This is a genomic window from Polaromonas sp. YR568 (assembly GCF_943369675.1).
GTDB lineage: Bacteria > Pseudomonadota > Gammaproteobacteria > Burkholderiales > Burkholderiaceae_C > Polaromonas.
The window spans coordinates 1-19,736 of the sequence record NZ_CALROB020000055.1 but is presented as its reverse complement, the minus strand read 5'-3'; the positions used below and the strand labels follow the sequence as shown (position 1 = coordinate 19,736).

Here is a 19,736-nt window from a genome sequence, read left to right as displayed (position 1 = left end):
GCTCAGTTGTGAGCAAGTGTGCCGGATGTATCCATGCCCACCGAAGCATCAGCCAAGGCATGCTAATTGCTGAAGGGTTACTCCCTACAAGGTGGCACTGGGGCCGGCGGTATATTCGCGCCGACTGACAGGCCAAACGTCGAGTCTCCTCACAGGGGCGAGACGCTCCATCAACCACGGCGGGCCACAAGCCCGCCAGTTTTTTATCCGGGAGTGCAACAAACATGAACTCAAACTGCACGATGAAGGCGCTGGCGTGCGCCGTGCTGCTGGCCTCGGCCGGCCTGGCCGCCGCAGCCACGGTGCCCGCGGGCGTGAAACTGCATGAGACGCAGGAACTGGTCCGCAACAACGGCTCCGAGCCCGAAACCCTGGACGCCGCGCTGGCGACCGGCGTGCCGGCCAACAACGTCATCCGCGACATGTTCGAAGGGCTGGCCGCCGCCGATTCGAACGGCAAGATCGTGCCCGGCGTGGCTGAGAGCTGGAAGCAGGTCGACCCGCAGACCTGGGTCTTCAAGCTGCGCAGGAACGCCAGGTGGTCCAACGGCGACGCGGTGACCGCCGAAGATTTCATCTACGGCATGCGCCGGTTTGTCGACCCGGCGACCGCCTCGAAATACGCGTCCACCTACGGCGTCTTCCTGCTCAATGCGAAAGAGATCATCGAAGGCAAGAAGCCCGTGACCGAACTGGGCGTCAAGGCCGTCGATGCCTACACCCTGGAAATCAAGACGCCTTTCCCCGTCAGCTTCCTGCCTGAGGTGGTTTCCAACCCGCAACTGGCGCCCCTGCACAAAGCCACCCTCGAGAAATTCGGCAAAGACTGGACCCGGCCCGCCAACATGGTGAACAATGGCGCGTTTTCACTCAAAGACTGGCAGGTCAACAGCAAGATCATCCTGGTCAAGAACCCCAATTATTGGGATGCAAAAAACGTCCAGCTCACCAAGATGACCTACCTCCCGGTCGAGGACGGCAATGCCGACGTCAAGCTCTATGAATCAGGTGAGAACGACTGGGTCTACCAACTCCCGCCCGGCACCTACGACAAGTACAAGGCGCAGTACCCCAAGGAAATCCGCAACACCGACATGCTGGGCCTGCGTTATTACTCGCTGAACAACGCCGACCCGGCGCTCAAGGACATCCGCGTGCGCAAGGCGCTGTCGATGGCGCTGGACCGCGACATTCTGGCGCAGCGCGTGACGGCCGACGGGCAGACGCCGGCTTACGGCGTGATCGTCAAGGGCACTTCCGGCGCCGACGTCACCGCCTACGACTGGGCCAAGTGGCCCGCCGACAAACGCATTGCCGAAGCGAAGAAGCTGCTGAAGGAAGCCAATCTTCCCGCCGGAACCAGGCTCAAGTTCTCTTACAACACCAGCGATTACCACAAGAAGATGGCCATCTTCGCGGCCTCTGAGTGGAAGACCAAGCTGGGCCTGGACGTCGAACTCGATGCCATGGAATTCAAGGTGCTGATCAAGAAGCGCACCGACAAGGACTACCAGATCGCCCGCAACGGCTGGGTGGCCGACTACAACGACGCCACCACCTGGCTCACGCTGGTGCAGTGCGACTCGGACCAGAATTATCACAACAGCTGCAACCGCAAGGCCTCCGCGCTGATCGACGAGGGCAACCAGCAACTGGACCCGGCCAAACGCAAGGTGCTGCTGACGCAGGCCGCGAAGATGATCATGGAGGACTACCCCATCATCCCGCTGCTGCAGTACACCGTGCCGCGCCTGGTCAAGCCCTATGTGGGCGGGTATTCAACGACCAACGCGCTGGACCGCTACCGCACCAAGGACCTGTACATCATCAAGCATTGATGAGGGCCGCGGGGCAGGCGCCGCCGCGCGCCTGCCCGCCTTTTGTTTACCCATTCCCAAATTGCTGATGCCATACCGGCCGTTCAGGACCAAGCTGTACCCGGCCCACGCGTCCATGCGCCCACACTGACACCGACATAGCCCGGAGATTCCCATGTGGTCTTACACCTTCAGGCGCATCCTGGCGACCATCCCGACCTTGCTGGCCGTCGTCACCGTCTGCTACCTTTTGCTGCACGGCACACCGGGCGGGCCTTTCGACGACGAGCGCAAGGTGTCCGCGGCGGTGCTGGCCAACCTGCAGGCCAAATACCACCTCGACCTGCCGCTGTGGCAGCAATACCTGTATTACCTCAACAGCCTCTTGCACGGTGACCTGGGCGCATCGTTTCGTTACGCCGACTGGTCGGTCAACGAACTGGTGGCCAAGGCGCTGCCCGTCTCCGCGGCGATAGGCGGGGGCGCCATCGTCATCTCGCTGTTTGTCGGCGTGTTTCTGGGCACCATGGCGGCCCTGCGGCAGAACAGTGCGATCGACTACCTCGTCATGCTGCTGGGCAATGCGGGCCATGTGTTTCCCTCGTTTGTGATCGGCCCGGTGCTGATCCTGGTGTTCGCCGTCTGGCTCAAGGTTGCGCCGGCGGGCGGCTGGGATGATTTTTCGCCGCGCTTCATGGTCTTGCCCATGCTGCTGCTGATCTTCATCAATGTGGCCACCATAGGGCGCGTCATGCGCGGCAGCCTGATCGAGGTGCTGCACAGCAACTTCATACGCACCGCGCGCGCCAAGGGCCTGCCCACGCGCACCGTCATCCTGCGCCACGCGCTCAAGCCCGCGCTGCTGCCGGTGGTCTCCGTCATGGGCCCGCTGGCGATTTCGTCCATCACCTCGGCCATCGTCACCGAATCGGTGTTCTCGCTGCCGGGCATAGGCAAGCTCATCGTCAACGGCGCTGCCAACCGCGACTACACCCTGGTGCTGGGCCTGGTGGTGTTGGTGACCGTGATCGCCGTGACGCTGAACCTGATGGTCGACCTGGCGTATGCCTTGCTTGACCCGAAGATCCGGTATTGAAACGAAACGCCATGCTGTTCAGGAACAAAGACAAACAGGATCGGCTGGCCGCAGCGCTGGGCAAGACGCTGCAAACAGCGCCGGCCGACATCGCGGGGCGCAGCCCCTGGGCCGATGCGCGCGGACGTTTTTTGCGCAACAAGGCGGCGGTGTTCAGCCTGGGCCTGCTGGCCTTCATCACGCTGTGCTGCATTGCCGGGCCCTGGCTGCTGCCGCATGCCTTCGACGCCGCCGACTGGGACGCCATGAGTTTGCCGCCCACGCTCAAGAACGCGCATTTCTTCGGCACCGATGAGTCGGGCCGGGACCTGCTGGTGCGCAGCCTGGTCGGCGGCCGCGTGTCGCTGATGGTGGGTTTCCTGGCCACGCTGTCGGCCGTCACGCTGGGCATCGTCTGGGGCGCGACGGCGGGCTTTCTAGGCGGCAAGGTCGATGCCTTCATGATGCGCGTCGTCGACATGATGTATGCCGTTCCCTACCTGCTGATCGCGATCCTGATGGTGACCATCCTGGGCCGCGCGTTTTACCTGGTGGTGATCACCATCACGGTGTTCTCCTGGATGGACATGGCGCGCGTGGTGCGCGGCCAGACCCTGTCGCTACGCTCCCGCGAATTTATCGAAGCGGCGCGCGCCCTGGGCGTGCCGACGCGGCGCATCATCTTCCAGCACATCGTTCCCAACCTGCTGGGCATCGTGGTGATCTACACCACGGTCACGGTGCCGGCCGTGATCCTCGTGGAGTCGGTGCTGTCCTTCCTGGGGCTGGGCATCCAGGAGCCGATGACGAGCTGGGGTGTGCTGATCCATGACGGCGCTTCCGTCATGGAGGTTTCGTCGTGGATGCTGCTGTTCCCGGCCGGCCTGCTGTCGCTGACCTTGTACTGCTTCAACTACATCGGGGACGGCCTGCGCGATGCGCTGGACCCCAAGGAACGCTGAGCGACACCATGAGCCTGATTGAAGTCAACAACCTCGGCGTGCAGTTCCAGACGCAGGACGGCCTGGTCTATGCCGTCAACGGCATCAACTTTTCGCTGGATCGGGGCCAGACCCTGGGTATCGTCGGCGAAAGCGGCTCCGGCAAAAGCCAGAGCGTGCTGGCCATGATGGGCCTGCTCGCCGGCAACGGCAAGGCCACGGGGCATGCCTTGTACCAGGGGCGCGACCTGCTGGCCATGAAACCGGCCGAGCTCAACAAGATACGCGGCAACCGCGTGGCCATGATTTTCCAGGACCCGATGACTTCGCTGAATCCCTACCTCACGGTGGAGCGGCAGATGACCGAGGTGCTGCAGTTCCACAAGGGCCTGGACCGCAAGGCCGCGCGCGCCCGCTCGGTGCAACTGCTCGATGCCGTGAAGATTCCCGAGGCTGCGCGCCGCATCACGATGTATCCGCACGAATTTTCCGGCGGTATGCGCCAGCGCGTGATGATTGCCATGGCCTTGCTGTGCGAGCCTGAGGTGCTGATCGCCGACGAGCCCACAACCGCGCTGGACGTGACGGTGCAGGCGCAGATCATCGCCTTGCTGCGCGAACTGCAGCGCGACTTCGGCACCGCCATCATCATGATCACGCACGACCTGGGCGTGGTGGCCGGTTTGTGCGACGAGGTCATGGTGCTCTACGGCGGGCGCGTGATGGAGCAGGGCGGCGCCGACAGCATTTTTTACCGCGCCTCGCATCCCTATACCGTGGGCTTGCTGGGCGCCATACCGCGCCTGGATGCCGAAGATGAGGCGCTGGTTGCCATTCCCGGCGCGCCGCCGAATATGGCGCGTCTTCCTCGGGGCTGCCCCTTCAGCGAACGCTGTACCCTGGCCAGCGAAGAGTGCATCGATGTATTGCCCGCGTTGCTGCCGGCCGAACACGATGCGGCCGTGCTCAGGGCCTGCCACCGCTCCGTGCAGGCCGTGGCCGAACTCGCGGCGAAGAGGAGCGTCCATGCTTGAGGCGCGCCAACCCATCCTGTCGGTACGCGACCTCAAGGTGTATTTCAAGGTCAGGGGCGGCGGCGCCTGGCCCTGGTCGCCGGCCCGTACCCTCAAGGCCGTGGACGGTATTTCCTTCGACATCCATGCGGGCGAAACCCTGGGTGTGGTGGGCGAGTCGGGCTGCGGCAAGTCGACCCTGGCGCGCGCGGTGCTCAACCTGATCCCCGCCACGGCAGGCAGCATCACCTGGATGGGCAAGGAGATGATGGGCGCGTCGCCCCAGGCCTGGCAGGGCGCCAGGGCGGACATCCAGATGATCTTCCAGGACCCGCTGGCCTCGCTGGACCCGCGCATGACCATCGCGCAAATCATCGCCGAGCCCTTGCGCACGCACCGCCCGGGCATGGCCGAGGCCGAGGTGATGCAGCGCGTCAAGGCGATGATGGGCCGCGTCGGCCTGACAGCGCAGCAGATCAACCGTTACCCGCATGAGTTCTCGGGCGGCCAGTGCCAGCGCATCGGCATTGCGCGGGCGCTGATCCTGGAGCCCAAGCTCATCATCTGCGACGAGCCGGTGTCGGCGCTCGACGTGTCCATCCAGGCGCAGATCATCAACCTGCTCAAGGACTTGCAGAAGTCCATGGGCCTGGCGCTGATCTTCATCGCCCATGACCTGGCCGTCGTCAAACACATCAGCGACCGCATCCTGGTGATGTACCTGGGGCATGAAATGGAAGTGGCGCACAAGAAGGCTCTGTACGCGGCGCCTCGCCATCCTTATACGCAGGCCTTGCTGTCGGCCATCCCGATCCCGGACCCGGTGCTGGAGCGCAAGAAGGTGATCCAGCTGCTGCAGGGCGACCTGCCTTCGCCCATGGCGCCGCCCTCGGGCTGTGTGTTTCGCACGCGCTGCCCGCTGGCCATTGCGCGCTGTGCCGAGGAAGTGCCGGCGCTGCGCCGCCTGAGCGAGCAGACGGAAGCGGCCTGCCTGCTGGCGTAAAGCGCGCTCCTTTCAGCGGAAGACGCAAAGGTAGACCGCGAAGATGGCGACCAGCCACAGGGTCTCCACCAGCATCAAAGCCATGGGCCGCCAGCCGAGCTTGACCAGCTCCTCGAACGATGTCTTGATGCCCAGCGCCGCGATGGCAACCACCAGGCAGACGCGCGAGACCTGGCCCAGCGCTTCATTGAGCCGGGGCGTGACCACGCCCAGGCTGTTGGCCAGCACCAGCGCCATGAAGCCGACCAGGAAGAAGGGCAGCAGCGGCGTGCGCCGGCCGGCAGCGCCATCAGGGCTGCCGCGCCGCCGCCAGTACCAGGCCAGCACCGCCACCACCGGCACCAGCAGCGTCACGCGAAACAGCTTGACGATGACTGCGACGTCGCCGGTTTCGTGCGACATCATCAGGCCCGCGCCCACGACCTGCGCCACGTCGTGGATGGTGCCGCCCAGGAAGATGCCGGCGCCGGTGTCGTCCAGCCGCAGAACCCGGGCGAGCAACGGGTAGGCGATCATCGCCAGGGTCGACAGGCCCGTGACGCCGACCACCGTCAGCAGCGTGTGGCGCTCGTTGTCCACGGTCTTGGGCATCACGGCCGCCACCGCCAGCGCCGCGGAGGCCCCGCAGATCGACACGGCTGCGCCGCAGAGCAGGCCGAAGTCGGTGCTCAGGCCCAGGCGCCGCGCCAGCCAGGCGCCCATTGCGATGGCGCTGGCAATGGCGATCACCGCCGTGGCCAGCGGCCCTATGCCCAGTTGCCCGATTTGCGCCAGCGTGATGCGCGCGCCCAGCAGCGCCACGCCGATGCGCAGCAGCGTGCGGGCGCAAAACTCGATACCGGGCCGGCAGCGCGCGTCCTGGTGCAGAAAATGAAAAGCCAGGCCGAACAGCAGGGCGTAGAGCAATTGCGGGCCGCCGTAATGCTCGGAGAGGAAAGTGGCGCCCAGCATGATGAGCAGCGGCAAGGCCACGCCGGGCCACAGGCTGCGGGTATGAAGAAGCCAGGGGCGCGCAGAACTGAGCATGGTTATGCAAAAACCTCGTGAAGAAGGCCGGGAGGAAAAGTAGGAAGCGCCGGCGGGCGGTGCGAGGGTGAGCCTTGCTCAGGCGCCCAGCGAGGCAAAGCCTTGCTGCAAATCGCCCAGCAGGTCGGCCGGGTCTTCAAGCCCGATGTGCAGCCGGATGACCTGGCCGCGGCCGGACCAGTCGGCCACGCTGCGAGCGTCGCGCATATTGGCCAGCGTGACCAGGCTTTCATAACCGCCCCAGGAGGCACCCAGGCCGAACAGCCGCAAGCCGTCGATCAGCCGCTCGGCGGCGGCCTGGTTGAAGCCGCCTTGCAACTCGAAAGACAGCAGGCCGTTGGTGCCCGTGCAGTCGCGTTGCCACAGGGCGTGGCCGGGGTCGCCGGGCAGGGCGGGGCAGAAGACGGTCGCCACTTCGCTGCGCGTCTGCAGCCAGGCCGCCACCTTCAGGGCGTGGCTTTCGTGCAGGGCCAGTCGCGCGGCCATGCTGCGCGCACCGCGCAGCACCAGGTAGGCGTCATCCGGGCTTACCGTCATGCCGAAGGCGTCGCTGCGCCCGTTCAGCGCTTGCCAGGCGGCTTGCTTGGTGGCCACGGTGCCCATCATCACGTCGGAATGGCCCGACAGGTATTTGGTGGCCGCCATGACGGACACGTCGGCGCCCAGCGCCAGCGGCCGGTACTGGCAGCCCGATCCCCAGGTGTTGTCGGCCACCAGCAGCAGGCCTTTGGCGTGCGCGATCGCGGCCAGGCGCGGCAGGTCGCACATTTCATACACCAGCGAGCCCGGGCATTCGGCATAAATCATGCGCGTGCCGGTTTCGATTTTTTCTTCCACGTCGCTACCGTCGGCCGCAAAAAAAGTGCAGCGGATGTTGTAGGGCGTGAGGAAAGAGTCCACCAGCTTGCGTGCCGGCTCATAGACGCTGTCGGACATCAGCACGTGGTCGCCGGGCTTGAGGTAGGACAGCAGCGTCATCGCGATCGCGGCCAGGCCCGTGGGGAAAAGCCGCGTGCGGTAAGCGCCTTCGAGTTCGCTCACCAGGTCTTCCAGCGCGTAATTGGTCGGGTTGCCGCGGGCTCCATAGGTGAACAGTCGCTCTTCGCCGCGCCGCACGCGCATCTCGTGCTGGTGGGCGGTGCTGTCGAACAGCACGGTGCTGGCGCGCACCACCGGCGGATTGACCGGCCGGCCGCCCGCAAACGCCGGCTGCTTGCCGGCATGGACCAGGCGCGTCAGGGGCGACGGATTGGGCGAGGGGGCCGGCGGCGTTTTTTTGTCCATGTCGTGAGCGCCCTGGTGAGTGACGGAGTGACGGAGTGACGGAGTGACGGATCAGTCTAGCTTGGCGCCCGAAAGCTTGACGACGCGCGACCAGCGGGCGATGTCTTCCTTGAGTTGCGCGGCAAACGCCGCAGGCGTATTGCCCACCACTTCGCTGCCGCCTTCGGTGATCAGCTTGCTGACTTCCGGCAACTTCAGGGCGCGCACGATGCTGTCGTGCAGGTAGGCCACGCGCTCGGGCGGTGTGCCGGCCGGTGCGAAAAAACCGTACCAGTCTTCAAAGGTCGAGTTGCGGTAGCCCAGCTCTTCCAGCGTCGGCACCTTGGCGAACACGCCGATGCGGCGCGGGCTGGTGACGGCGAGGGCGCGCATCTTGCCGTTCTGGATGAAGCTGGACACCGAGGCGGTGGAGGTGATCAGCACGTCCACCTGGCCGCCCAGCAGGTCAGTGATGGCCGGTGCAGCTCCCTTGTAGGGCACGTGGGTCATGGCGATGGCGCTGTCCTTGTCCAGGACCACGCCGACGAGGTGCGAGAGTGTGCCGTTGCCGGGTGTGGCATAGGTGACGCGCCCGCCGGGAACTTTGGTCTGCGCGGCCAGGTCGGCAAAGCTCTTCAGAGGCGAATTGCTGGGCACCACCAGTACCAGCGGCGCGGCGTTGATCTGGGTGACAGGCAGGAAGTTCTTCAGCGGGTCGAAGCCGGGCGAGGCATACAGCGAGGGGTTGACGGCCATCAGCGAGACCTGGCCGGTGAGCACGGTGTAGCCGTCGGGCTTGGCGTCGGCCACGGCCTTGGCGCCTATGTTGCCGCCGGCGCCGCCGCGGTTGTCGACGATGGCGGTCTGGCCGGTGATGTCGGAGAGTCGGCTGGTGACGAAACGCGTCGTGGCGTCATTACCGCCTCCGGCCGGGAAGGGCGACACGAATTTGATGGCCTGGTTCGGGAAGCCGCCGACCTGCGGCATGGGCTGCGCAGAGGCGGCGCCGTGCGCGGCGAGCAGGGCGCAGCACAGTGAGGCGGCGGTGAATTTCAGCGTGGCAAGCATGGGCGGGCTCCTGAAGAAAAGTGAATCAAGGGTGAAAAAAATGAAAGCGCTCAAACACTCGTGCGGGCAGGTTCGGGCGCGTCCGGCAAGCGGTAGGCCTTCAACTCCTGCGCGTCGAGCTGGCCGATCAGGTTGACTTCCCAGGCCAGGTACTGGCGGGCAGCTTCCTTGTTGCCGTCGTGCCGGTCATGCACGAAGAACAGGTAGTCGATGCAGTCGCTGTCGGCCGGAATGTTCCCGGAGGACTGAAGCGGCAGGCCGGCGGCGCGCCAGGCGTCCAGGCCGCCTTCAAGCAGGCTGGGCTTCAGGCCCAGCGCCTGCAGGTCAACCGCGGCGCAGGCTGCCACGGCGGGTTCATCGGCAATCAGCACAACCGGGCGGTGCTCGCCGGCGAGCAGCGCCGCCAGGCGCGGCCGGATAGACCAGCGCGCTCCCGCGATATGGTGTTGCCGAAACTGCATGCTGGGGCGCAGGTCTATGGCGGCAAGGGTACCGTCGGCCAGCCCGGCCGACAGCGCCTGCGCGCTGGTGGCGGGCAGCGCGGGCAGGGCCACGGGCGTTGCGGCCGGAAGGGCCAGGCCGCTGGCCAGGCCCTGGCCCAGTACGCTGGCGTCATGGCCCAACTGGCGCAGCCAGCTGGCTACCGTCAGCGCGCGTATGCCGTCCGCATCGAACAGCACCAGCCTGGCCTGGCGCACACCCACGTATTGGTCAGTGGCCTGGATCAACTGGCCGCCCGGCGTATGCTGCGCGCCGGGCAGGCTGCCGCGCGCAAATTCCTCGGGGCTGCGCACGTCGCACAAAAAGAGCGTGCGCTGCGTGTCGCCGGCCCAGCCGCGCACCGTCTGCGCGTCAACCACGGGAACGCCGAAGCGGGCCGCAAGCGCCTGGGCCGCGGCGCGCATGCCGGCGGGCTCGCCGGGCTGGACAGAGTCTGTGTAGCGGCGCGTACCGCCGTGCTCGAGTTTCAGGTCGGCCAGGTACCAGCCCTGGGTGCCGTTTTCGAGTGCCGACACGGGGTTGCGCAGGCCCAGGTTGATCAGCGTCTGCGCGCCTATGATGCTGCGCGTGCGGCCCGCGCAGTTGATCACGATGTGGGTGTTCTCGCTGGGCACCAGTTCGCGGATGCGCAGGGGCAGCTCGCCGTTGGGGCAACTGATCGCCGTCGGGATGCTCATCTTGCGGAACTCCGAAAACGGCCGCCCGTCCAGCACTACCACGTCGTCCCGCCGCGCCAGCATGCCCGCCAGTTCTGCCGCGCTGACGCGGGGCGTGTGGTAGACCTGCTCGGCCAGTTCGCCGAAGGTCTTGGACGGCACGTTGACACCGGCGAACAGCGCAAAACCGGCGGCCAGCCAGCCGGCGGTGCCGCCTTGCAGCAGCTGCACGTCGCTGTAGCCGAGCGCGGTGAAGCGGCGCGCGGCCAGGGGCGCCGCGCTGCGGCCGTCATCGTCATACACCACCAGCCGCACGCCGTGGCGCGGCGCCAGGCGCGGTGCGTCCAGCTCCAGTCGGCTGTAGGGCAGGGGAATGCCGTAAAACAAATGCGACTGGCCGTACTGCCCGTGCTCGCGTACATCGAACAGGGCGATTTCTTCGCCGTCGTGCAGCCAGGCTTTGAGCGTGGCCGCGTCTACAAAACGTGTCATGGGATGGGTGCGTGTGGGTTCGGAAGATTTGGAAGGAGGGGATGTGAACGCTCAGCGGCGCGTCTGCACGCCGATTCCCATGGTTTCGTACGTGCCTTTTTCCATGTCGTAGCTGGTGCGCGATGTCAGGGTTTCGAGCGCGCGGCCGTACATGTGCAGGTGGCGTATCACCTGGCCCGCGGGTATCTCCACCGAGTGGATGTCTTCCGGCATCAAGGCGATGCCAGTGCCGGGCTCGACCACGACGGAGTTGACTTCCTTGAGCTGCGCCTTGCCGGGTACCGAACCGTCGTCCTGGCGTTCGTAGACCCGGTTCAGTTCGGTGCCCTCCACGGCACTGATGCAGGCCCAGGTCGTGTGGTTGTGCGGCACGATGCGTTTGCCGGGCCGCATCACGTTGAGGTAGAGCGCAAAGCTCTGGTCGGCGTCTTCGGTGATCAGGTAGCGCGCCTGCAGCTCGGGGCTTTCGGGCGAGGCGAAATCAGTGGCGCTCCACAGGTCTTTGCGGCTTGCCAGCTGGTTCAGCAGCGCCAGCACTTTGGCCAGGGACTGCCGGCTTGTGTCGCCGTTTCCAACAATAAATTTAATGTTTTGAATGGCGGCGCCAACCACCTGACTGCGCTCTGCTGCTGCGTTCATGGGGGATATTCCTCAGTGAAATTTCGGTTTGTTGAACCTAATGTAGTCAAGTCATATTTCTGAAACAACTCAGAAATGGAGATAAATGCATTAGGATTTGTAATATGAAGATCCTGACACGGGAGACTCCTGAATGAAAACCCTTGACCTGGAGTTGCTGCGCTGCCTGGTTGCCATCCACGAACAGGACAGCTTTGCCGGCGCCGCCGTGCACCTGGGCAAAACCCAGTCGGCAGTGACGCAGCAGATGCAGCGCCTGGAAGACCAGATCGGCCACCCGCTGTTTGAAAAGCAGGGGCGCAGCAAGCGATTGACGCCGCACGGGCTCAAACTGCTCGATTACGCGCGCCACCTCCTGGCCATCAACGACGACGCGCTGCGCAGCCTGCAGGACGGCAACCTTGAGGGCGTGCTGCGCATAGGCGCGCCTCACGACGTGGCCGACACCATGCTGCCGACCTTATTGGCGCAAGTGGCGCGGGCCTCACCGATGCTGCGGCTGGACATCCACGTGGGGCGCAGCCCCTTTCTGATGGAGTCGCTCAAGCGCGGCGAGATCGACATGAGCATCTCCAACCGCAAGGACCCGGGGCTGGATGGCGTGGTGCTCCGCACATCTCCCACGGTGTGGCTGTGTTCGGCCGCTTATGTGCACGACCGCGCCAAGCCGGTGCCGCTGATCCTGGTGGAAGGACCCAGCGTGTTCCACCGGCTGGCGCGCGAGGCGCTGGACGCCGCCGGCATCGCCTGGTCGCCCAACTACACCGCTTCCAGCCTGATCGGCATCAAGGCCGCTCTACGGGCCGGGCTGGGCGTGACTGCGCGCGGCATCGAGACGGCGGGCAGCGACCTGCGCGTGCTGGGGGAAAACGACGGCCTGCCGCGCTTGCCCGACCTCGACTATTACCTTTTCGTGCGCAGGAACGTCATCAACCCGGTGACGCGCAAGGTGTTCGAGATGCTCAAAGCCAACCTGGGATTGATCCGAAGCGCGGCGGACCCCGGCCCGTCGGCGGCGCAGGGCCAGAGCGCCGGCCTGGGCTGAACTCAAGCGTGTAGCGGTTCCACGGCTACGTTCAGTTGCAGCCAGCGCTGCGCAGCGGCCTGCAGGGCCGCGGGCTGGCCGGTGGTAAACAGCCTGACCTGGCCTGCGCCCTGGGTTTCCGAATCGTCCTGCGTGGCAGCCGCCAGTCGCAGGCGCGTCTGGCGCGCGACCGGCGCACCGGTGTCCAGAAACTGTATGTGAGGTCCCAGCAACTCGCGCAAATGTTCTTCGGCAAACGGGTAGTGCGTGCAGCCCAGCACCAGCGTGTCCATCTCGCCGTCGTTCAGGCCGAAGGGGCCCATGGCTTCTGCATGGCGGGTGCAGGCGGCGATGATCTCGGCCGCGCTCTCAGTGCCAGCCTCCGCATGCACACCGCGCTCTATCGCGCCGGCCAGGCCGTCACAGGGCCGCAGCACAAAACTCGCCTGGCCCGCCAGCGAACTGAGCAGGGTTTTGAAGCGCGCGCTGGCCAGGGTGCTGCGCGTGGCCATCACACCGATGCGGCGTGTGCGGCTCAGCAGCGTCGCGGGTTTGAGGGCCGGCTCCACGCCGATGATGGGCAGGGTGGGGTGTTCCGCGCGCAGCAGGTCGATGGCCGCCGCCGTGGCCGTGTTGCAGGCAATCACCAGCGCCTTGACGCCTTGCCGGGCCAGGTGCGCGGTGACCGCGCGCGAGCGTGCCAGCACATAGGCATCACTGCGCTCGCCGTAGGGCGCATGGCCGCTGTCGGCGATGTAGATGAAGTCCTCGTGCGGCAGCTCGGCGCGCAGGGATTGCAGGATGCTCAGCCCGCCGACGCCGCTGTCGAAGACTCCAATGGGCTGGCGCGTCAAATCTGCATCCTTTGCCGGCAAGGGCGCTTCAGGCGCTGGTAACCGGGATTCGCTTGAACTCGCCGGTGGCGATCTTCTTTTGCCACTCCGCCGGGCCGGTGATGTGGGCGCTGGTGCCGCCCGAATCCACCGCCACGGTGACCGGCATGTCGACCACGTCGAATTCGTAAATCGCTTCCATGCCGAGGTCGGCAAAGCCGATCACCTTGGCGGTCTTGATGGCCTTGCTGACCAGGTAGGCGGCGCCGCCGACAGCCATCAGGTAGGCGCTCTTGTGTTTCTTGATGGCTTCGATGGCGACCGGGCCGCGCTCGGACTTGCCGATCATGGAGATCAGGCCGGTTTCGGCCAGCATCATTTCAGTGAAGCCGTCCATGCGGGTGGCGGTGGTCGGTCCGGCCGGACCTACGGCTTCGTCGCGCACCGGGTCGACCGGGCCGACGTAATAGATCACGCGGCCGCTGAAGTCCACCGGCAGCTTCTCGCCCTTGGCCAGCATGTCCTTGATGCGCTTGTGCGCGGCATCGCGGCCGGTCAGCATCTTGCCGTTGAGTAGCAGGGTCTGGCCGGGCTTCCAGCTGGCGACTTCTTCTTTGGTGAGCGTGTTGAGGTCGACTTTTTTGCTTTTGTTGTAGTCGGGCGCCCAGTTCACGTTGGGCCACAGGTCCAGCGAAGGCGGGTCCAGGTAGACCGGGCCGCTGCCGTCCATCACAAAGTGGGCGTGGCGCGTGGCGGCGCAGTTGGGGATCATCGCCACGGGCTTGCTGGCCGCGTGCGTGGGGTACATCTTGATCTTGATATCGAGCACGGTGGTCAGGCCGCCCAGGCCCTGCGCGCCTATGCCCAGCGCATTGACTTTTTCGAACAGTTCCAGGCGAAGCTCTTCGGTTTTGGAGAGCTTCCCGCCGGACGACGATTTGGCCTGCAGCTCATACATGTCGAGGTCGTCCATCAGGCTTTCCTTGGCCATCAGCACGGCTTTTTCGGCGGTGCCGCCTATGCCTATGCCCAGCATGCCGGGCGGGCACCAGCCGGCGCCCATGGTGGGCACGGTCTTGAGCACCCAGTCAACCACCGAGTCGCCGGGGTTGAGCATCACCATCTTGCTTTTGTTTTCGCTGCCGCCGCCCTTGGCCGCCACGGTGATGTCGATCGTGCCGCCGGGCACCAGCTCGGTGAAGATCACCGCCGGCGTGTTGTCCTTGGTGTTCTTGCGCTCGAACTGCGGGTCGGCTACGACGGAGGCGCGCAGCGTGTTGTCGGGGTGGTTGTAGCCGCGGCGCACGCCTTCGTTGATGGCGTCGTCCAGGCTGCCGGTAAAGCCTTCCCAGCGCACGTCCATGCCGACTTTGAGGAACACGTTGACGATGCCGGTGTCCTGGCAGATGGGGCGCTGGCCTGTCGCGCTCATCTTGCTGTTGGTGAGGATCTGCGCGATCGCGTCCCTGGCGGCGGGGCTTTGCTCGCGTTCGTAGGCGCGGGCCAGGTGGGCGATGTAGTCGGCGGGATGGTAGTAGCTGATGTACTGCAGGGCGGCGGCTACGGATTCAATGAGGTCGGCTTGCTTGATCGTGGTCATGGTGGGGTGGGGCGTCGTCGTTTTTTTGGGGTCGTTTTGGGGATTTCGGGCAAACCCCGCAATTATCGGTCCTTGGGCGCCGCGCGCCCGGTTTGCGTCTTTTGACGTTGCCGCCGGGTTGGTTGGGGGGATATAGTCCTTGCCACACATGTCCGCACTGCTTGAACCTTCCCCCCTGGCCGATTTCACCCGTGTTCTGGCCGCCGACGGTATCGGGGCCGGCCTGGCCTTCCTGAACCAGCGCGTCACGCACCGCTGCACTGCGATTTATCGCCTGGAAGCCATGACGGTGCGCAACCTCTACCTCTTTGACCGTGAAGGCGCGCTGTTGCCCGAATCGCTGGGTGTGGTACAGCTGGACGAAAGTTTTTGCCAGCACGCCATGCGTGACGGCTCCTTCCTGACCGAGGACACGCGCGCCGACTCCCGTGTGGACGGCAGCCCCTTCAAGGGCGTGGTCGTGTCCTACCACGGGCTGCCGTTGCTGGACGGGCGCGGTGAGCTGTTTGGCACCTTGTGCCACTTTGATTTTGTGCCCCGGTCCCTGGTGGATTCGGAGTTCGAATTCCTGCAGAAAGCCGCGCGGGTGTTGCCCGCTTACCTGCGGTAAGCCAGCGCAGGGCAGGTGGGGCCTAAAACCCCTTTGGATGAGAATTCTTCTCGTCTGCCGTCATACTTCGGGTTCAACCCATTTTTGACAGCGCAGGACATTCCATGACCACAAGCAGCAGCACGCGCGTTGAGCGCGATACCTTCGGCCCCATCGACGTGCCGGCCGGCAAACTCTGGGGCGCGCAGACGCAGCGTTCACTGCAGAATTTCGACATTTCCGGCGAGCAGCAGCCGCGCGAAATCATCAAGGCGCTGGCCCAGGTCAAGCGCTCATCGGCCAAAGTCAACCACGCGCTGGGCCTGCAGGACGAAAAGAAAACCCAAGCCATCGTGGCCGCAGCCGATGAGGTCATCGCCGGCGAGCACGCGGACGAGTTCCCGTTGGTGGTCTGGCAGACCGGTTCGGGCACGCAGACCAATATGAACGTCAACGAGGTGCTGGCCAACCGCGCCAGCGAAATCCTGGGCGGCGAGCGCGGCGAAGGCCGGCTGGTGCACCCCAACGACGACGTCAACCGCAGCCAGTCGTCCAACGACGTCTTCCCGACCGCCATGCACGTGGCCGCGGTGGAAGCGATGACGCACAAGCTGCTGCCGGCCATCGCCAAACTGCGCGCCACGCTGGCGAAAAAAGCCAAGGATTTCGACGGCATCGTCAAGATTGGCCGCACCCACCTGCAGGACGCCACGCCGCTGACCCTGGGCCAGGAGTTCTCGGGCTACGTCGCGCAACTGGACCACGGCGACAAGCACGTGCGCGCCGCCTTGCCGCACCTGTGCGAACTGGCCTTGGGCGGCACGGCCGTGGGCACCGGCCTGAACGCGCCCAAGGGCTATGCCGAGCAGGTGGCGGCCGAGCTGGCCGCGCTCACGGGCCTGCCCTTCGTTACGGCGCCCAACAAGTTCGAGGCGCTGGCCTCGGTGGACGGCCTGGTGCATGCGCACGGCGCGCTCAAGACCCTGGCCGCCAGCATGATGAAAATAGCCAACGACGTGCGCTGGCTGGCCAGCGGCCCGCGCAGCGGCATCGGCGAACTCAGCATCCCCGAGAACGAACCCGGCTCATCCATCATGCCGGGCAAGGTCAACCCGACGCAGAGCGAAGCCGTCACCATGCTGGCGGCCCAGGTGTTCGGCAACGACGTCGCCATCAATTTCGGCGGCGCCTCGGGCAACTTCGAACTCAATGTGTTCCGCCCCATGGTGGCGCACAACTTCCTGCAAAGCGTGCGCCTGCTGGCCGACGGCATGGTGAGCTTTAACGACCACTGCGCCGTGGGCATAGAGCCGAACCGCGAACGCATCACCGAACTGGTGGACCGCTCGCTGATGCTGGTGACCGCGCTCAACACCCACATCGGTTACGACAAGGCCGCCTACATCGCCAAGAAGGCGCACAAGGAAGGCAGCAGCCTGCGCGATGCGGCGCTGGCCTCGGGGCACGTCACGGGTGAGCAATTCGACCAGTGGGTGGTCCCCGGCAATATGGTCGGCAGGTAGATGCACACCCCCGTCCAGGCTCACTTCGTGTAGCCTGTTCCCCCTTAAGGGGGCGGCGCCTGCGGCCTGGCGAAGCCAGTTCCGCGGCCCCTGCTTGTTGGGATGGGGGTGGTCGTTTTATCGCCTCTCGGCCTGCGTGTCTGGGACAATGGGGCCATGCTGAAATTCGTCCACCGCACCCTCAACCAGTTCATCAATTCGCAGTCGCTTTCGGGCGTGGTACTGGCGCTGGCGGCGGTGCTGGCACTGGTGCTGAGTAATTCGCCCTGGGGCGAGGCTTACAACCGGTTTGTGCAACTGCCCGGCGAAGTGCGTGTGGGCGGCGACCTGCTGGTGCTTTCCAAGTCCTTGCTGCACTGGGTCAATGACCTGTGGATGGCGGTGTTTTTCTTCCTGGTGGGGCTGGAGATCAAGCGGGAGTTGCTGGACGGTGAACTCGCCTCGCGAAGCCAGGCCCTGCTGCCGGCGGGTGCGGCGCTGGGCGGCATGCTGGTGCCGGCGCTCATTTACATGGCGATCAATGCGGGTGACCCTGTTGCCATGCGCGGCTGGGCGATTCCGGCCGCGACCGATATCGCCTTTGCGCTGGGCATCCTGGTGCTGCTGGGCAGCCGGGTGCCGGCATCGCTCAAGGTGTTTTTGACGGCCGTCGCCATCATTGACGACCTGGGCGCCATCCTGATCATTGCCTTTTTCTACACCGATGGTTTGTCGGTGACGGCACTGGCCGCTGCCGGTGTGGGCGTGCTGGTGCTGCTGGCCCTGAACCGGGCCAAGGTCATGGCGATTGGGCCCTACGTGATGGTGGGCCTGGTGATCTGGCTTTTCGTCTACAAGTCCGGCATTCACGCGACGCTGGCGGGCGTCGTGACCGCGCTGGCGATTCCCCTGTCGGACGGCAAAGGCGGCTCGCCCCTTAAAACGGCCGAACACGCGCTGCATCCCTGGGTGGCTTTTGCCGTGCTGCCCATGTTTGCGTTTGCCAACGCGGGGGTTTCATTGCAGGGGGTGACGATGGGTACGCTGCTTCAGAGCGTGCCCCTGGGCATCACGGCGGGCCTGCTGCTCGGCAAGGCGATAGGCGTGTTCGGCGCGTCTTGGCTGCTGATTCGCTTTGCCGGCGCGCGCCTGCCCGCAGAGGCCGGCTGGGGTCAGTTCTTCGGTGTCTGCCTATTGTGCGGCGTGGGTTTCACGATGAGCCTCTTCATAGGCGCGCTGGCCTTTGCCGGACAGGATGCCGCGTATGAAACGCAGCTCAAGCTGGGTGTACTCTGCGGCTCGCTGTTGTCGGGGGTGCTGGGGGCGGTGATGCTGCTGCGCAGCAGCGCCGCCAAAGCGCAGCGCTAATCCCCTCAGTGCTTTTGCGCGGCGATGCCCGACATGATCTTGTCGGTGTAAGCGATCGCAATGGCCGACAGCAGGAAGGTGATGTGGATCACCGTCTGCGCAATCAGCACGCGGTCGGTGTAGTTGTCGGCGTTGATGAAAGTCTTTAGCAGGTGGATGGAGCTGATGCCGATGATGGCCGTGGCCAGCTTGACCTTGAGCACTGAGGCGTTCACATGGCTCAGCCATTCAGGCTGGTCGCGGTGGCCTTCCAGGTTCATGCGGCTCACGAAGGTTTCGTAGCCACCCACGATGACCATGATCAACAGGTTGGAGATCATGACCACATCGATCAGGGCCAGCACCACCAGCATGATGACCGTCTCGTTGAGCGAAACAATCGGCGTGGTGGTTTTGTAGCCTATGCTGGTGATCAGCGACTGCAGGGCGGTCTGGCTGCCGAAGGCTGCTTCGATCAGGTGCCACAGCTCCACCAGGAAGTGCACCACGTACACCGCCTGCGCGGCAATCAGCCCGAGGTACAGCGGCAGCTGCAGCCAGCGGCTGGCGAAAATCAGGTTGGGCAGCGGGCGCAGCGGCGAGATTTTGGCGGTTGTGGGGACTTGGGTAGGTTCAGTCATGATGGCGTAAGCTGAGGGTTTGCGGCATTGTAGAGGGCAGGCTGGCCGGCCCCGGGAATTTGAGATTTTGTAAGCTTCAAGCCAGTCAGTGGCTTGTAAGTGCGGCAGAAGACAGTACCACGCATTCAGTGACAAACAGGAGACATAAACAATGAGCGCACCCCAATCCGCGATCGAATCGACCCTGGTTGAAAATCGCATCTTCCCGCCTGCCCCCGCCACCGTGAAAGCGGCGCGTATTTCGGGCATGCCGGCCTACCAAGCCCTGTGCGCTGAAGCTGAAAAAGATTTTGAAGGTTTCTGGGCGCGCCTGGCGCGCGAAAACCTCAGCTGGAAAAAGCCCTTCACGAAGACGCTGGACGAATCCACTGCGCCTTTCTACAAATGGTTTGCCGACGGCGAACTCAATGCCTCCTACAACTGCCTGGACCGCCACCTGGGCACGCCGGTCGAAAACAAGAAAGCCATCATTTTCGAAAGCGACGACGGCAAGGTCACCAACGTCACCTACAAGGAACTGCACGCCAGGGTCAGCCAGTTCGCCAGCGCGCTCAAGGGCGCGGGCATCAAGAAGGGCGACCGCGTCATCATCTACATGCCGATGACGGTTGAAGGCGTGGTGGCCATGCAGGCTTGCGCGCGCATAGGCGCTACGCATTCGGTGGTGTTCGGCGGCTTCTCGGCCAAGAGCCTGCAGGAGCGCATC

General features: G+C 64.9%; 18 protein-coding genes. 10 read left to right on the top strand and 8 right to left on the bottom strand.

From position 1 onward, the window contains the following. Window positions 1-224 precede the first annotated feature (224 nt). The 5 genes from ACLV8F_RS21860 (at window position 225) to oppF (ending at window position 5,849) form a co-directional block, all read left to right on the top strand. The gene (locus tag ACLV8F_RS21860) at window positions 225-1,838 is read left to right on the top strand and encodes a peptide ABC transporter substrate-binding protein (RefSeq protein WP_411886306.1); all 1,614 of its coding nucleotides are present in this window, start codon (window positions 225-227) and stop codon (window positions 1,836-1,838) included. A 154-nt stretch (window positions 1,839-1,992) separates the two neighbouring features. Continuing rightward, window positions 1,993-2,913 carry an oligopeptide ABC transporter permease OppB gene (oppB, locus tag ACLV8F_RS21855; RefSeq protein WP_411886305.1) on the top strand — a complete coding sequence of 307 codons (921 nt, stop codon included), beginning with the start codon at window positions 1,993-1,995 and terminating at the stop codon, window positions 2,911-2,913. An 11-nt stretch (window positions 2,914-2,924) separates the two neighbouring features. After that, window positions 2,925-3,854, top strand: a complete 930-nt coding sequence (locus ACLV8F_RS21850) for an ABC transporter permease subunit (protein ID WP_411886304.1) — start codon at window positions 2,925-2,927, stop codon at window positions 3,852-3,854. 8 nt (window positions 3,855-3,862) lie between these two features. After that, the gene (locus ACLV8F_RS21845) at window positions 3,863-4,867 is read left to right on the top strand and encodes an oligopeptide/dipeptide ABC transporter ATP-binding protein (protein ID WP_411886303.1); all 1,005 of its coding nucleotides are present in this window, start codon (window positions 3,863-3,865) and stop codon (window positions 4,865-4,867) included. Then, the gene (gene oppF / locus ACLV8F_RS21840; protein ID WP_411886302.1) at window positions 4,755-5,849 is read left to right on the top strand and encodes a murein tripeptide/oligopeptide ABC transporter ATP binding protein OppF; all 1,095 of its coding nucleotides are present in this window, start codon (window positions 4,755-4,757) and stop codon (window positions 5,847-5,849) included. Before ACLV8F_RS21845 ends, oppF begins: the two co-directional genes overlap by 113 nt. A 12-nt stretch (window positions 5,850-5,861) precedes the next feature. Here oppF and ACLV8F_RS21835 read toward each other — a convergent pair whose 3' ends face one another. The 5 genes from ACLV8F_RS21835 to ACLV8F_RS21815 form a co-directional block, all read right to left on the bottom strand. Then, the gene (locus ACLV8F_RS21835; protein WP_411886301.1) at window positions 5,862-6,875 is read right to left on the bottom strand and encodes a YeiH family protein; all 1,014 of its coding nucleotides are present in this window, start codon (window positions 6,873-6,875) and stop codon (window positions 5,862-5,864) included. A gap of 78 nt (window positions 6,876-6,953) precedes the next feature. Next, complete coding sequence (gene metC / locus ACLV8F_RS21830) at window positions 6,954-8,159, bottom strand: cystathionine beta-lyase (protein ID WP_411886300.1); 1,206 nt, start codon at window positions 8,157-8,159, stop codon at window positions 6,954-6,956. 51 nt (window positions 8,160-8,210) lie between these two features. Next, complete coding sequence (locus ACLV8F_RS21825; protein WP_411886299.1) at window positions 8,211-9,206, bottom strand: Bug family tripartite tricarboxylate transporter substrate binding protein; 996 nt, start codon at window positions 9,204-9,206, stop codon at window positions 8,211-8,213. A 50-nt stretch (window positions 9,207-9,256) separates the two neighbouring features. Next, the gene (locus ACLV8F_RS21820) at window positions 9,257-10,855 is read right to left on the bottom strand and encodes a rhodanese-like domain-containing protein (protein ID WP_411886298.1); all 1,599 of its coding nucleotides are present in this window, start codon (window positions 10,853-10,855) and stop codon (window positions 9,257-9,259) included. Between the two features lie 51 nt (window positions 10,856-10,906). Next, window positions 10,907-11,494 (bottom strand): hypothetical protein, encoded by a 588-nt coding sequence (locus ACLV8F_RS21815; protein WP_411886297.1) that lies wholly within the window; start codon window positions 11,492-11,494, stop codon window positions 10,907-10,909. Window positions 11,495-11,627: 133 nt separating this feature from the next. On the opposite strand from ACLV8F_RS21815, the gene ACLV8F_RS21810 reads away from it, so the two are divergent. Beyond that, window positions 11,628-12,539 (top strand): LysR substrate-binding domain-containing protein, encoded by a 912-nt coding sequence (locus ACLV8F_RS21810; protein WP_411886296.1) that lies wholly within the window; start codon window positions 11,628-11,630, stop codon window positions 12,537-12,539. 2 nt (window positions 12,540-12,541) lie between these two features. Here ACLV8F_RS21810 and murI read toward each other — a convergent pair whose 3' ends face one another. Continuing rightward, window positions 12,542-13,372 carry a glutamate racemase gene (murI, locus tag ACLV8F_RS21805; protein ID WP_411886295.1) on the bottom strand — a complete coding sequence of 277 codons (831 nt, stop codon included), beginning with the start codon at window positions 13,370-13,372 and terminating at the stop codon, window positions 12,542-12,544. Between the two features lie 28 nt (window positions 13,373-13,400). After that, complete coding sequence (locus ACLV8F_RS21800; RefSeq protein WP_411886294.1) at window positions 13,401-14,951, bottom strand: fumarate hydratase; 1,551 nt, start codon at window positions 14,949-14,951, stop codon at window positions 13,401-13,403. A gap of 148 nt (window positions 14,952-15,099) precedes the next feature. Between ACLV8F_RS21800 and ACLV8F_RS21795 the strand changes: the two genes are divergently transcribed. The 3 genes from ACLV8F_RS21795 (at window position 15,100) to nhaA (ending at window position 18,410) form a co-directional block, all read left to right on the top strand. Next, entirely contained in the window at window positions 15,100-15,561 is a 462-nt protein-coding gene (locus tag ACLV8F_RS21795) for a guanylate cyclase (RefSeq protein WP_411886293.1), read from the top strand. A 104-nt stretch (window positions 15,562-15,665) separates the two neighbouring features. Beyond that, the gene (fumC, locus tag ACLV8F_RS21790) at window positions 15,666-17,063 is read left to right on the top strand and encodes a class II fumarate hydratase (RefSeq protein ID WP_411886292.1); all 1,398 of its coding nucleotides are present in this window, start codon (window positions 15,666-15,668) and stop codon (window positions 17,061-17,063) included. 156 nt (window positions 17,064-17,219) lie between these two features. Continuing rightward, a complete protein-coding gene (gene nhaA / locus ACLV8F_RS21785) occupies window positions 17,220-18,410 on the top strand; it encodes a Na+/H+ antiporter NhaA (protein WP_411886291.1) in 1,191 nt (396 codons plus the stop codon). Between the two features lie 5 nt (window positions 18,411-18,415). Here the strand turns inward: nhaA and ACLV8F_RS21780 are convergent, their stop codons facing one another. Then, window positions 18,416-19,030, bottom strand: coding sequence for a YqhA family protein (locus ACLV8F_RS21780; RefSeq protein WP_411886290.1), 615 nt, complete (start codon window positions 19,028-19,030; stop codon window positions 18,416-18,418). Between the two features lie 151 nt (window positions 19,031-19,181). Between ACLV8F_RS21780 and ACLV8F_RS21775 the strand changes: the two genes are divergently transcribed. Then, the coding region (locus tag ACLV8F_RS21775; protein WP_411886289.1) for an acetyl-coenzyme A synthetase N-terminal domain-containing protein at window positions 19,182-19,736 on the top strand (555 nt) is incomplete at its 3' end.

Excerpts from the sequence above, each read along its gene's own strand:
- ACLV8F_RS21860 (WP_411886306.1), top strand. The coding sequence starts at position 225 with ATGAACTCAAACTGCACGATGAAGGCGCTGGCGTGCGCCGTGCTGCTG.
- nhaA (WP_411886291.1), top strand. The coding sequence starts at position 17,220 with ATGCTGAAATTCGTCCACCGCACCCTCAACCAGTTCATCAATTCGCAG.
- oppB (WP_411886305.1), top strand. The coding sequence starts at position 1,993 with ATGTGGTCTTACACCTTCAGGCGCATCCTGGCGACCATCCCGACCTTG.
- fumC (WP_411886292.1), top strand. The coding sequence starts at position 15,666 with ATGACCACAAGCAGCAGCACGCGCGTTGAGCGCGATACCTTCGGCCCC.
- ACLV8F_RS21850 (WP_411886304.1), top strand. The coding sequence starts at position 2,925 with ATGCTGTTCAGGAACAAAGACAAACAGGATCGGCTGGCCGCAGCGCTG.
- ACLV8F_RS21825 (WP_411886299.1), bottom strand. The coding sequence starts at position 9,206 with ATGCTTGCCACGCTGAAATTCACCGCCGCCTCACTGTGCTGCGCCCTG.
- ACLV8F_RS21800 (WP_411886294.1), bottom strand. The coding sequence starts at position 14,951 with ATGACCACGATCAAGCAAGCCGACCTCATTGAATCCGTAGCCGCCGCC.
- ACLV8F_RS21820 (WP_411886298.1), bottom strand. The coding sequence starts at position 10,855 with ATGACACGTTTTGTAGACGCGGCCACGCTCAAAGCCTGGCTGCACGAC.
- ACLV8F_RS21845 (WP_411886303.1), top strand. The coding sequence starts at position 3,863 with ATGAGCCTGATTGAAGTCAACAACCTCGGCGTGCAGTTCCAGACGCAG.
- ACLV8F_RS21815 (WP_411886297.1), bottom strand. The coding sequence starts at position 11,494 with ATGAACGCAGCAGCAGAGCGCAGTCAGGTGGTTGGCGCCGCCATTCAA.
- ACLV8F_RS21810 (WP_411886296.1), top strand. The coding sequence starts at position 11,628 with ATGAAAACCCTTGACCTGGAGTTGCTGCGCTGCCTGGTTGCCATCCAC.
- ACLV8F_RS21780 (WP_411886290.1), bottom strand. The coding sequence starts at position 19,030 with ATGACTGAACCTACCCAAGTCCCCACAACCGCCAAAATCTCGCCGCTG.
- metC (WP_411886300.1), bottom strand. The coding sequence starts at position 8,159 with ATGGACAAAAAAACGCCGCCGGCCCCCTCGCCCAATCCGTCGCCCCTG.
- ACLV8F_RS21795 (WP_411886293.1), top strand. The coding sequence starts at position 15,100 with ATGTCCGCACTGCTTGAACCTTCCCCCCTGGCCGATTTCACCCGTGTT.
- ACLV8F_RS21835 (WP_411886301.1), bottom strand. The coding sequence starts at position 6,875 with ATGCTCAGTTCTGCGCGCCCCTGGCTTCTTCATACCCGCAGCCTGTGG.
- oppF (WP_411886302.1), top strand. The coding sequence starts at position 4,755 with ATGTATTGCCCGCGTTGCTGCCGGCCGAACACGATGCGGCCGTGCTCA.